Consider the following 12,646-nt stretch of genomic DNA (forward strand, 5'->3'; position numbering starts at 1 on the left):
CCCGATTAATGAGAGCGCGATTATAGGAAGACCAGTTGGTTGTACGATAAGTTTTAGGAGTAGGTTTATTCATTTTGAAATTATAGGACTGAATAAACCTTATAGGCTAGGTTTGTGCAACAAAGCCACTCTCAAATAAATTATTTTTCTAAAATTGCTCAAACTATTTCCCCTAACTTGGATAGGATATCGAAATTCAGAGATGAAGAAGATGGTTTTAATTTTCTTCTAAAATTTATTGAGTATCTAGATATGCCGCGTGTAGAAATGTATTCAGGGTTTGAAATATTAATAAAAAGAGATAATAACTTACTTGAAGACATTGACTATTCTCAAGAAATCGAAAATATTAAATTACTACGAGACTGGGTTAATGAGTATGATAATGCATGTATATTTTAAATATTATAGTAGAAAAGGTATATTTAATTCCTAGTATCGTCAACTAATTGTTGTTGATGTGGTACAGCAATAGCTTCCCACTCATCATAAGATAAAATAGGTGGAAAAGCGGCTACTAATTTAATAGTAGTCGCTTTGTTCTTTCTGTGGGTTTCGTTTAGCTGAATACCTTTCCCATAGAGGTGAGAAAACACCTTTAACAGTCAAATTACTCAACAAATTTAGATTAAGTAACGAACTGCCCATAAAACAAAAAGCCAGTGAATTTTACAATTCACTGGCTTTTGAAATGACATTATGTATAGCGCATGGGCCGATGAACTACATGCGGCATAAAGCAATTAATTAATCGAATCATCCAAGTTTGGAGCTAACCAACGCTTCGCTTCATCTAAACTCCAGCCTTTACGCTGTGCGTAATCTTCAAGCTGATCTAACGAGATTTTACCCGCGTTAAAGTACTCAGAAGCAGGGTTGGCATAGTAGAAGCCGCTCACAGATGAAGGCGGCCACATTGCAAAGCTGCTCGTAAGCTGTGTGCCAATCTTTTCAGTTGAACCTAACCAGTTAAACAGTGTCGCTTTTTCAGAGTGTTCAGGGCAAGCAGGGTAGCCTGGTGCAGGACGAATCCCCACATATTTCTCTTTAATTAGCTCTTCATTACTTAGCTGCTCATTTGGCTGATAGCCCCAGAATTCTTTACGAATACGCTCATGCAAATGCTCTGCAAATGCTTCTGCAAAACGGTCACCCAAAGACTGCACCAAAATGGCAGAATAGTCATCGCCTTTGGCTTTAAACTCATTGGCCATTTCTTCCGCACCAAAAATCGACACGGTAAAGCCGCCCAAGTAATCTTGCCCTTGCTCTGTAGTTGCGACAAAGTCTGCCAAAGACAAGTTTGGTTTACCTGTGACTTTGTCTGACTGTTGACGAATATGATGGAAGGTATGCGTTACTTGATTACGTGCTGCATCATATACTTGTACTGAATCTGCCGCAGAACGGTTGGCAGGGTAAATCCCAAAGACTGCACGTGCATCAAAGCGATTATTTGCAATAATATCTTTGAGCATGGCTTGCGCTTGGTTATATAAGTCGGTTGCAGCTTCGCCCACCACTTCATCTTCCAGAATTTTCGGGAATTTGCCCGCCAAACTCCAAGAAATAAAGAATGGTGTCCAGTCAAAGTATGGCAACAAGGTTTCAAGCGGGTAATTGGTCAGCACTTGTGTACCAATTAATTTTGGTACTGCAGGCGTGTAGTTGTCCCAATCAATTTTTAAACCATTGTCGATGGCTTCTGCATACGACAATTTCGCAGCTTTTGGTTGCTTATTGGCAATACGTTCACGAATTTTAGCGTATTCCGCACGATGCTCTGCAACAAAAGCAGGTTTCATTTCAGGGGAGAGTAAGGTTGTCGCAACACCAACGGCACGCGAAGCATCGGCAACATAAATCACTGCATCATTTGAGAACTGCGGATCAATTTTAACTGCCGTATGCGCTTTAGATGTAGTTGCACCACCAATCAATAATGGAATATTAAAGCCTTTACGCTGCATTTCTTTGGCAACAAAAACCATTTCATCTAAAGATGGGGTAATCAGGCCAGACAAGCCAATAATATCGACTTTTTCGTCAATAGCCGTTTGCAGGATTTTTTCTGCAGGTACCATCACGCCTAAATCGACAATATCGTAACCATTACAGCCTAACACCACGCCCACAATGTTTTTACCAATGTCGTGAACGTCACCTTTTACCGTTGCCATCAAAACTTTACCTTTAGACTGACCTTCGGTTTTTTCAGCTTCAATGTACGGGTTGAGCCATGCAACGGCTTGTTTCATCACACGGGCAGATTTCACAACTTGAGGCAGGAACATTTTACCTGCACCAAACAAGTCACCCACAACGTTCATGCCGTCCATTAATGGGCCTTCAATTACATCTAAAGGACGTTTGGCTTTTAGGCGTGCTTCTTCGGTATCTTCATTAATGAAGGTGGTGATCCCTTTGACTAAGGCATATTCAAGACGTTTTTCGACAGATTCATTACGCCATTCTAAGTTTTCTTCGGCTTTTTGTGCGCCTGCCTGACCACGATATTTTTCGGCTACTTCCAGCAGCTTTTCTGTAGCGTCCTGACCAGTTTCACCTTGGTTTTGGTTCAAAATAACGGCTTCAACCGCATCTTTCAGTTCTTTTGGAATGTCATCGTAAATGGCCAACTGACCTGCGTTGACAATCCCCATGGTCATGCCTTGCTGAATTGCATGATAGAGGAATACAGCGTGAATGGCTTCACGTACAGGTTCGTTACCACGGAAAGAGAAGGATACGTTCGACACACCACCCGAAATCATGGCGTGTGGCAAGTTTTGTTTAATCCAGCCTGTGGCTTCAATGAAATCAACAGCGTAGTTGTTGTGTTCTTCAATACCAGTAGCAACTGCAAACACGTTCGGGTCAAAAATAATGTCTTCGGCAGGGAAGCCAACATCATTGACCAACACATCATAAGAGCGTTTACAAATTTCACGTTTACGTGCTGCTGTGTCGGCTTGTCCCACTTCGTCAAAAGCCATCACAATAACGGCTGCACCGTATTGGCGGCAGAGGCGGGCTTTTTCGACAAACTCATCATATCCTTCTTTTAAGGAAATGGAGTTAACAACAGCTTTACCTTGTACGCATTTTAAGCCGGCTTCAATGATTTCCCATTTAGATGAGTCAATCATGATGGGTACGCGAGAAATATCAGGCTCAGAAGCCACCAAGTTCAGGAAGTGCACCATCGCACCTTCTGAATCGAGCATGCCTTCATCCATGTTGATGTCGATGATTTGTGCGCCACTTTCGACTTGCTGACGTGCAACATCCAAAGCTTCGGCGAAGTTTTCTTCACGAATTAAACGTAAGAATTTTTTAGAGCCTGTGACGTTGGTACGTTCACCCACGTTCACAAATAAAGAGTCGTCATAAATGTTAAATGGTTCTAAACCACTTAAACGACAGGCAGGTTTAATTTCTGGAATTTTACGTGGTGAAATGTCTTTTACTGCGTTGTAAATTGCACGAATGTGGTCGGGCGTTGTACCACAGCAACCACCTGTAATATTGATGAGACCACTTTCTGCAAATTCTTTTAAGAAGGCTGCAGTTTGTTCAGGGGTTTCATCATAACCACCAAATGCGTTGGGTAAGCCTGCGTTCGGGTGTGCAGAAACAAACACATCGGCAACGTCAGAAACGGTTTTAACGTGTGGACGCATGGCATCTGCGCCCAAAGCACAGTTAAAACCAATTGAAAGTAAATCGCCATGACGTACCGAATTCCAGAAAGCTTCTGCAGTTTGACCCGTTAAGGTACGTCCTGAAGCATCGGTAATGGTACCTGAAATCATCAACGGCAATTCACGCCCGAGCTGTTTAAACACTTCTTTGACCGCAAAAATCGCAGCTTTACAGTTTAAGGTGTCAAATACAGTTTCAATGAGCAGGATATCTGCGCCACCTTCAATTAAGGCATGCGCAGCTTCAATATAGTTTTCTTTGAGCGCATCAAATGTAATGTTACGAAATGCAGGGTCGTTTACATTTGGTGAAATTGAACAGGTACGCGATGTTGGCCCAAGTACACCTGCCACAAAACGTGGTTTGTCTGGCGTTGAATATTTTTCACAGGCAGCTTTGGCTAAACGGGCTGCTTCGCGGTTAATTTCTGGAACCAAATCTTCCATGTGATAGTCAGACATAGAAACGCGTGTGCCGTTAAAGCTGTTGGTTTCAATAATGTCTGCACCCGCATCTAAGTAGGCTTCGTGAATACCCTGAATAATGTGCGGTTGGGTCAGTACCAATAAATCATTGTTGCCTTTGAGGTCATGTGCCCAATCTGCAAAACGTTCACCACGATAATCGGCTTCTTCCAATTGATGGCGTTGAATCATAGTACCCATGGCACCATCGATAATTAAAATTCTTTGGGCAAGAAGCGCTTTCAGGGTGGTAAGCGTGGACATAAAAAACCCTTTATGACTGAATCCGAAATGAGCGCTATTTTAGCAGAGTTCACACGGCTTTCGTGCACTTGAAGCGACCAGAGCGAGTGGAAGTCGTAAAAATAGTGCATATAGCGGTATTTTTAGGATTTTGCTGGGGATTTTATTGTAGGTTTTGATCTTAAAGATAAGTCGTGATGATGCTTATTCTAATTTTGATTTTCTTTAATGCGTCATCGCTTTGTCATATTGCTCAGGCAAAATTGGCTCACGGTGAATTTTGTCTGACACTTTAGGCAAATATGACAAAGGTGTAACAATCTAAATTTGAGAGAATGGCATAAGAAAAGTAGGTTTATTTATTCTAAGTGTTTAAATTTAAAAGTTAATTTTAATTTTATGCACAAAAAATACAGCTTAAAGTGTGAAAATAAAGTATGAAAGTTGCTTTATATAACAGCTCTTTGTCATATAATTGTCACAATTTAATTGAACAATAAGGGGATTTTAAATCCTCTTTTCTGCTTGCATGAATTCTAATCCAACTCCTGTAGATTCAGCACACAAGTCGACCACTAAATCGACCAATGTTCATGTGCCTACACCGAAATTTTTTATGCCGGTGTTTTTAACGATCATCGTTTCTACCCTTATTTATATTGGTTTCCAATTGTCTGCGGACTTATCCCACGTGCCTGCGCTGAGTATGTACTCGGTGATTTTATTGGCGACCGCTTTATTCATTGCCTTAGGCTTTGAATTTGTGAATGGTTTCCACGACACAGCCAACGCAGTGGCAACGGTCATTTATACTAATGCCTTGTCTGCACCTGTGGCAGTAATGTGGGCGGGTTTCTGTAACTTCCTTGGGGTGATGGTCGCCAGTGGTGCAGTTGCCTACGGTATTATTGCCTTACTTCCAGTCGAACTAATTATGAATGTCGGTTCAGGCGCAGGCTTTGCCATGGTTTTTGCCATGTTGATTGCCGCGATTGTCTGGAACTTGGGAACGTGGTACTTCGGTATTCCTGCTTCAAGTTCGCACACTTTAATCGGTTCGATTTTAGGTGTGGGGATTATGAACTACTTGATTAACTCAGGTGCGGGTGCAAGTGGTGTAGATATGGAACAAGTCATGAAAGTGGGCAAGGCTTTATTGTTCTCGCCACTGATTGGTTTTGCCTTTGCTGCGATTTTGTTCTTCTTGGTGAAAAAAATCTTCAAGAAACAAATGGAGTTGTTCCAGCCACCTGAAGGCAATAAGCCACCACCACCACTGATTCGTGCCATTCTAATTTTTACTTGTACTGGGGTAAGTTTTGCGCATGGTTCAAACGATGGTCAAAAGGGCATGGGTTTAATCATGTTGATTTTGATCGGGATTGTGCCGTTGGCGTACTCGTTAAATAAAGAGTTAGACCAAAACCACATTCAATCGTTCCAACAGCTTTCAACGCAAACAGCTGATGTGATTTATGCACAACATGTCGATATGCCAGATGAAAAAGCACGTCAGGTCATCACTAGCTATATTCAGACCAAAGAAATTACCCCTGAAGTCGTGCCTGCTTTGGCAAGCTTAACTGACCATTTGGGTGAGCGTGTGGGTCAATATGGCAACTTGAAAGATGTGCCTGAAGCTGAAGTAGCAGAAATGCGTAATGATATGTATTTAAGCACGACTTCATTCAAGCGTTTAGACAAAGCCAATGCCTTGCCTGAAATGTCGGAAGAACAGAAAAAAGTGGTTAAAAGCTACCGCAGCCATTTAGATTCATTCTTACAATACATTCCAACTTGGGTCAAAGTTGCCGTTGCCTTAGCACTAGGCTTGGGTACGATGGTCGGCTGGAAACGTATTGTGGTGACTGTTGGTGAACGTATCGGTAAGCAGCACATGACTTATGGTCAAGGTATGTCTGCCGAGCTTGTGGCAATGTCAACTATTGCTGCTGCAGATGGTTTGGGGATGCCAGTTTCAACTACACACGTACTGAACAGTGCGGTGGCAGGTACCATGGTGGCAAATAAATCGGGTCTGAATTTCCAAATGGTGCGTACAATTCTTTCGGCTTGGATTTTCACTTTACCTGCGACAATTTGTTTATCGGGTAGCTTGTTCTGGTTGTTCTTAAAAGTGTTTTAATCCATTCTCAACTTTTTTGAGTGGTTGAAAAAAGCGCTGTGATGATACAGCGCTTTTTTTATACCTGCAGATCAGTCTAGAGAAATATTTGCAGGCAAGTTTTTGAATAGATAGATTAGCGGTTTACATTACTTTTTAAATTTTTGGATGACTTTGTCCAGCGGTAATTTATCTGCAGCAAAGCCATAGAGCGCAGCGAAAGGTAGGGCCGTTCGTGCCAAATACGCCACGCGCCACAATCCACCATGGTTCGCACCTTCCATCATCAATTCGAGCGGATGCTCAAGTTTCACTTCAGGATTGGCTGCCGAGTTTGGATTGCGTAAGTCATGAATCCACAATGCCGCCATAATCGCATTGGTGGTTTCAGGGCTAAATGCTTCAACATCAAACAAACTTGCGCCACTAAATGCTGCTTTGAGTAATGGATTTTTGGTCACAGAGTGTGTGGTGGTCGAAGGTGCAATATTGATGCTGACATGCTGTCCTTGATGACGCGCTAAAATTGCACGCCATTGCTGGATGCGTTTTGCTAAAGCATAGTTTGGCCCTTGTTCAACCACCAAACAGTCGGCAATACCATAATGTTGACCATTGTCTGAAGCAATTAAATTATGCAGATTCTTTTGGAAGAAATGACTGCGTGAAATGGTTTCAATACTTTTGGTGAGTAGCTTTTGCCCTTGTGAACGCTGCTGAAACTTCTCTGCCGATGCGCTAATCACTTCTTCAGGAACGGCATAAACATCGGTTGGGGTACACATAAACATAAGGCTGCTATCAGCTTTGTGTTCGCTGACATATTGCATAATGGCATCCATCGCCATCGCAACACGCACGTGTTTTTCACCATCTAAATAGGCAATGGCTGCTAAATCTAGCGTTTCAGGTTTTTGAGCTAACCATTGTGCAATTTCTGGGGTTTGTGTCAGTAGATTTGCACCCAACTGTTCTGTTAAAATATCAAGTGGGGTATCTGCCGCGAGTTGTGTTGTACTGGGTGCATATAAGGTGGCATTGCCTTGTTGCACAGTGCTTAAAATTTTATTCCACACACGGCTATTTGGTAAATCGACTGCAATAATATTGGCTTTCCATTTGGCTAACCATGTGAGTGGCCCTGCTTCTGAAGCTGCACCAAATAGCACCATGTTACGGTCAGACAAATCAAACCATTCAGGATGCGCCATTGCAGCATTTAACGCTTCGGCATGACTTGGTTCAATAATGCCTGCTGCTAGCCAAATTGCAATTTGATCTAGTAGAGCTTGACCTTGTAACTTTTGCCCACGATACGGCACATACCATTCGGGTGCTGCTTGGCTGCTGCCTTGTAATTTAAAGGTATGTAAAGTTTCAGTAGGCAAGAGCATGACATCTTTCAGCACATATTTTTGCTCATGACGATAAAACTCAAAACTTTGATGCGCTTTTCTTAAACCATCTTCTGCAATTTGAATTGCGTTAGCTTGTTCACGAATACCATTGGTCACGAGGGCTTTAAAGTATTTTGGATAGTGTTTACGCCAGTTTTTTTCTGCCAAAGCATCGACTGAGCTTTGATGATCGACTGTGGCTAAGGCTTCGGCAATAATTTGTTTGCCCGTGCTTGAGGTGCTGGGTTTATGATTTTCTGGATGAATTGGAAACTGTAAGCCATCGTAAGAAGTGGACATGCAAAAACTCGCAAACTAAATTGAAATTAATATACAGATGTATACATTATCTATGCCAAGTTGCGATATGGGGTAGCAAAAACTACCAAAATTGAGTGAAATTTGAATAAAAAAACCTTCACGAAGTGTAAAGGTTTTTAATGTGAATGAAATGTTGTTGAGATTTAAAGGTTAGTGTTTAAATGTCTAGGTTCGAATCATAAATGAGTCTGATGCTGTATCAACAATGTTTTATTCACTCAGACCAACAGCTTAACAACGTCCTTTTTTCGCCTGACCTGGAGGACAAAAATCACCATCACCATGCGGATGTTGGTGTGGATAATAGCCTTTCGGGTAGATCGTGCGGTCAGGATCAATCACCACACTGCCTTCAGGGGTATGTACGGCACAGGCGCTTAATCCTAGACTGAGTAACAGGGCGCTTAGAAGTGCAAACTTTTTCATGGCTGACTCCTGATTGCTTGATAGTTTTAGTCTTTATATTCTTAGTATAAGTGCTTGTCGAGTAACTGCATGTTATTTGTTGTGTGCTTTATGCTGTATTGGATCATTCAGATGCTTTCATCAATCAAAAATACTTATCAGCAGTTCATAAAATGACGATTGAAAGTCGTTTTGCCCAATGAGAGAGGCTGAAGATGAGAGGCAATAAATGATGGTGTTAAGCGGATTTATGAAAGCAGTCTATTGACGGATTTGAAAATTCTTTAAAGTAGCAACGACTCAGTGGTAGATGTACCGAGTCGTTATAGTTTCAAAAGTTAAAACGGCAGTTGCGCCAGTTTATTCAGGAAGTGAGGCAAGATGCGTGGTTCAATTAAAATAGTCACAATCACACCATAGGCCGCACCCCATAAATGCGCACTGTGATTAATATTGGAATTGCCGCGTTTACCCGACCAAATGCTATACGCTACATACAGTATTGCAAAAATAATGGCAGGCACTGGAATAAAGAACACGAAAATCAACTTCCACGGCTCAAACAAAATATAGGCAAACAACACCGCAGATACAGCACCAGATGCGCCTAAGCTGGCCCAACGATGGTCATTTTTATGCTTTAAATAACTTGGAATAATCGCGGCGATTAAACCACCCAAATAGAATAAAACAAAGCCTAAATCATAGACGTATTGGCGATAAAAACTTTCAATAATGCTGCCAAAGAAAAACAGGGTAATCATATTGAACAGCAAATGCGCACCATCGGCATGCACAAAACCATGGGTAATGAAGCGGTCATATTGACCACGTTGCATAGCAGGCGGCCAAAAAATCAGACGATTCATTAATTCTTGTTTGGAAAACGCCAACATAGACACAATGACCGTAATAATGATAATGGTCACGGTATGATTAAAAGGTAAATCGAGCATAAACGCCTATTCTTTTACTTGAATTCTGCTGTAATAATGCATCAAAACTGAGTTTGAGTCGAACTTTAGGAATAAATCCGACAATTTTGGTTGATTTTTTTTTATTCCCCCGCATCTTCAGTTAAAATAGCCACTTCAGCTTGAGGAAATTATTGTTATGTCGACTGAGAACAGCAGCACAGCAGTTGTAGATGAAATTCCAAACTTATTGATTACGCCAACTGCTCAAGAGTATTTGAAGGATTTATTGGCAAAGCAAAATACACCAGGTATTGGTGTGCGTGTTTTTGTAGAAAATCCTGGTACACCGCGTGCTGAATGTTGCATGGCTTATAGTGCGCCCGATGAAGTTGTACCTACAGACTACAAACAGGAATATCCAGACTTTCCTGCATTTATTGATACGCCATCTATTCCGTATTTATTGGATGCCGTAATTGACTACAACAAAGACCGTTTTGGTGGTCAATTGACTTTCCGTGCACCGAACTCAAAAGTGCCACGCGTAGGTCCAGATGCTTCGTTAGAAGAACGCATTACTTATGTTTTACAGTCTGAAATTAACCCAGGTTTAGCAGGGCATGGTGGTAACTGTGCTTTGGTTGAAGTGGTTGAAGATGAAGAACACGGCTTAACTGCAGTATTGAAATTTGGTGGCGGTTGCCAAGGATGTTCAGCGATTGATGTGACTTTAAAGCAAGGTGTTGAAACAACCTTGAAACAACACGTACCTGAATTGATGCGTGTGGTGGATCAGACTGACCACAGTCAATCTGAAGGTGCTTATTTTAAATAAGCTCTAAGCCTCGCTTAAAAATAACCTCCTAAATTTTAGGAGGTTATTTTTTATCTGAAATTGTCAACAGACCCTATTCATTCGTTTGTAGATTTAAAATTTGTTGTGTTTTTTCAGAATAATAAAATTTCTCTAAATAATGGCGCGCACGTTGCTTTAAATAGCCTTCAGCGATCATTTTTTGAATGACTGGATTTAACAGTTGTTGTAATTGTTGTTGGACTAGCGCTTCATCAATGTTTAAGTCGTGCAATAACAAGTCAAAAGGGCGCGCCTGATTGCGTACATACCACGCATAAACCCCATCATGCACTTGCTGTTTCAAATAGTCACTTTGGCGTAAATGATCCCAAATTTCATGTCCTAAATTGACAGTTTGGGATAGGTCTTGTACTTCAATATAATTTTTTAAAACGGAAAGTGGCAAGTCTTTAACTTTGTGCCATAAATTGGCTTGGAAGTGATACAGTTTTTCCTCATCAAAATGTTGATTAAGCACCGACTCGCTCATTTGAGTCAGCTTCTGCACATTTTTTTGCAAATAATGCTGAATGGTCTGGTCTAAATTGGTATCGGTAACGCTTTCCAAAACCGATTTACCCATTTTCATAAAACGCGATACGCCAGGCACGCTTTTGGCGATCACCGAATTATCCATATAATCCTGAATGGAATGTTGAATGAGTTGGGTAATCATGGCGGCAAAGGCAGGATTATTCACCACGGCTTTAATCAAACGCTGACGATGTCCACTTTTACTTGCAACATATTGTGCAATTTTGTCGATGGTCAGCACAGGTATCACATCGGCAATTTTATTGCTGTCATTAACAGGGTGTACCAGTGCAAAACGAATATGCTCAGCAATTTGTTCCACTAAAAATGAACTGGCAGGTGTATTTAAAATTTGATGTTGAATCAGTTGATGAATGGCTTCAGATGTCCATAAATCTTGTAAGCTTTGTTTGCGAAACCATTGGTAAAACTGCACAAACTCAGTTTGTACCGTTTCACTTTGGTTAAATTCTTGATCTAAAAAATCAAGCTGAGCTTCAATTAGTTGCTCAATGATGGGATGTTTCTGCATGAAGGTTTTATATAATAATTAATTTAGAGGAATCAGTTTATCAGCAAGTGGGTTTTTTAGGTTCTGAGTTTTAGCCAGAAACGGCAAATAATATTGTGCGACTTGTTTTTCAGCTTCCAATAACGGCATGTGTCCAACATTATTAAGAATCACAGGTGTTTCGGCGCGTTTGAGTAAAGATTGTAATTCCTTCGCCACTTCAACATTAATAATGCGATCTTGCTTACCCCATAAAATCAGGGTCGGTGCTTCAATTGATCCTGCTAAACGTGCAAATGAGTCTGGAGTATAAATACGGTTGAGTTTGACAATTTGCTCAATTGCTTTACGGGTTTGTTCTGAGCGAGAAATCAGGACTTCTTCTTGCGCATGTTGAATTTGTGAGGTCATGGCAGGCGGGCTTTGCATGATTTGTTTGGCGACGTCGGCTAAATCGCCATGTTTGCTCACAATTAAGTCATTTAAAGATAATGGATTTTTGGTGTAAGGCGTATTAGCAAGTTTATAAATGCCTGCACTATTGAGTAAAAATAAACTTTGCGTATCAAAAGGATATTGCGAGGCATACACGGTTGCAATTGAGCCGCCTAAAGAATGTCCTGCCACGTGTAAGTTTTCTTCACAGTCAATTGCTTCAATAAATTGACGCAGTTGTGAAGTTACGTTCGGTACTGAATTATCAAAATTGCTTGGTGTTTTGGTGTCACCGCTATTGGGTAAATCTGGAATAATCACATGATAATGCGGTGTTAAAAATTCTGCGACACGGTTCCAATTATCACGTGTGCCTGCTAAACCATGAATCAATAAAATTGTGGGTTTGCTTTGTGAGCCACCTTCATTATAGCTCCAAACGACATCTCCAACACGAATTCTTTTAGAGGTGAGTCCTGCCTGTTTGCGCTGTTGCTGCAAGTGATGTTGTAATAATTTAAGTTCAGTCGCGTTGTTGCTATTAATATTATTGTTTTTTGTGAAAGTATATTGATTAGGCGCAGCACTATGCACAAGGCAAGATGTACTTAGTCCCAAAGCCAAAAAAATCGTATGTAGATAACGTGATCGAATACATTTCATCATTAAAACGTCTTCCCCTGACGAACCAAAAACAGGCTCCAATAATGATCGGCATTAGCTCTTAGATCTA

Annotated in this window: 9 protein-coding genes; 3 read left to right on the forward strand and 6 right to left on the reverse strand. The window is 41.1% G+C overall.

The window, feature by feature from the left end; genetic code table 11:
* Positions 1-114: 114 nt before the first annotated feature.
* Positions 115-402, forward strand: a complete 288-nt coding sequence (locus tag AC07E5_RS01640) for a hypothetical protein (RefSeq protein ID WP_498624517.1) — start codon at positions 115-117, stop codon at positions 400-402.
* Between the two features lie 341 nt (positions 403-743).
* On the opposite strand, the gene metH is transcribed toward AC07E5_RS01640, so the two are convergent.
* Positions 744-4,433 (reverse strand): methionine synthase, encoded by a 3,690-nt coding sequence (gene metH / locus AC07E5_RS01645; protein WP_253105999.1) that lies wholly within the window; start codon positions 4,431-4,433, stop codon positions 744-746.
* Positions 4,434-4,941: 508 nt separating this feature from the next.
* Between metH and AC07E5_RS01650 the strand changes: the two genes are divergently transcribed.
* Positions 4,942-6,558: an inorganic phosphate transporter gene (locus AC07E5_RS01650; RefSeq protein WP_154320948.1), complete on the forward strand. Its 1,617-nt coding sequence runs from the start codon at positions 4,942-4,944 to the stop codon at positions 6,556-6,558.
* Positions 6,559-6,686: 128 nt separating this feature from the next.
* Here AC07E5_RS01650 and AC07E5_RS01655 read toward each other — a convergent pair whose 3' ends face one another.
* From AC07E5_RS01655 to AC07E5_RS01665, 3 genes are all read right to left on the reverse strand, one after another.
* Positions 6,687-8,234, reverse strand: a complete 1,548-nt coding sequence (locus AC07E5_RS01655) for a hypothetical protein (RefSeq protein WP_004972044.1) — start codon at positions 8,232-8,234, stop codon at positions 6,687-6,689.
* A gap of 252 nt (positions 8,235-8,486) precedes the next feature.
* The gene (locus AC07E5_RS01660; protein WP_004972042.1) at positions 8,487-8,681 is read right to left on the reverse strand and encodes a hypothetical protein; all 195 of its coding nucleotides are present in this window, start codon (positions 8,679-8,681) and stop codon (positions 8,487-8,489) included.
* A gap of 317 nt (positions 8,682-8,998) precedes the next feature.
* The gene (locus AC07E5_RS01665; RefSeq protein ID WP_004972041.1) at positions 8,999-9,616 is read right to left on the reverse strand and encodes a rhomboid family intramembrane serine protease; all 618 of its coding nucleotides are present in this window, start codon (positions 9,614-9,616) and stop codon (positions 8,999-9,001) included.
* A 157-nt stretch (positions 9,617-9,773) separates the two neighbouring features.
* Between AC07E5_RS01665 and nfuA the strand changes: the two genes are divergently transcribed.
* Positions 9,774-10,412 (forward strand): Fe-S biogenesis protein NfuA, encoded by a 639-nt coding sequence (gene nfuA, locus AC07E5_RS01670; RefSeq protein ID WP_019837467.1) that lies wholly within the window; start codon positions 9,774-9,776, stop codon positions 10,410-10,412.
* A 73-nt stretch (positions 10,413-10,485) separates the two neighbouring features.
* On the opposite strand, the gene AC07E5_RS01675 is transcribed toward nfuA, so the two are convergent.
* Entirely contained in the window at positions 10,486-11,499 is a 1,014-nt protein-coding gene (locus tag AC07E5_RS01675; protein ID WP_498624518.1) for a hypothetical protein, read from the reverse strand.
* An 18-nt stretch (positions 11,500-11,517) separates the two neighbouring features.
* Entirely contained in the window at positions 11,518-12,579 is a 1,062-nt protein-coding gene (locus tag AC07E5_RS01680; RefSeq protein WP_498624519.1) for an alpha/beta fold hydrolase, read from the reverse strand.
* Positions 12,580-12,646 lie beyond the last annotated feature (67 nt).

This window comes from Acinetobacter seohaensis (assembly GCF_056431365.1).

Bases quoted from the DNA above. Each gene is read 5' to 3' on its own strand.
- metH (WP_253105999.1), bottom strand. From the start codon at position 4,433: ATGTCCACGCTTACCACCCTGAAAGCGCTTCTTGCCCAAAGAATTTTA.
- AC07E5_RS01650 (WP_154320948.1), top strand. From the start codon at position 4,942: ATGAATTCTAATCCAACTCCTGTAGATTCAGCACACAAGTCGACCACT.
- AC07E5_RS01655 (WP_004972044.1), bottom strand. From the start codon at position 8,234: ATGTCCACTTCTTACGATGGCTTACAGTTTCCAATTCATCCAGAAAAT.
- AC07E5_RS01660 (WP_004972042.1), bottom strand. From the start codon at position 8,681: ATGAAAAAGTTTGCACTTCTAAGCGCCCTGTTACTCAGTCTAGGATTA.
- AC07E5_RS01665 (WP_004972041.1), bottom strand. From the start codon at position 9,616: ATGCTCGATTTACCTTTTAATCATACCGTGACCATTATCATTATTACG.
- nfuA (WP_019837467.1), top strand. From the start codon at position 9,774: ATGTCGACTGAGAACAGCAGCACAGCAGTTGTAGATGAAATTCCAAAC.
- AC07E5_RS01675 (WP_498624518.1), bottom strand. From the start codon at position 11,499: ATGCAGAAACATCCCATCATTGAGCAACTAATTGAAGCTCAGCTTGAT.
- AC07E5_RS01680 (WP_498624519.1), bottom strand. From the start codon at position 12,579: ATGATGAAATGTATTCGATCACGTTATCTACATACGATTTTTTTGGCT.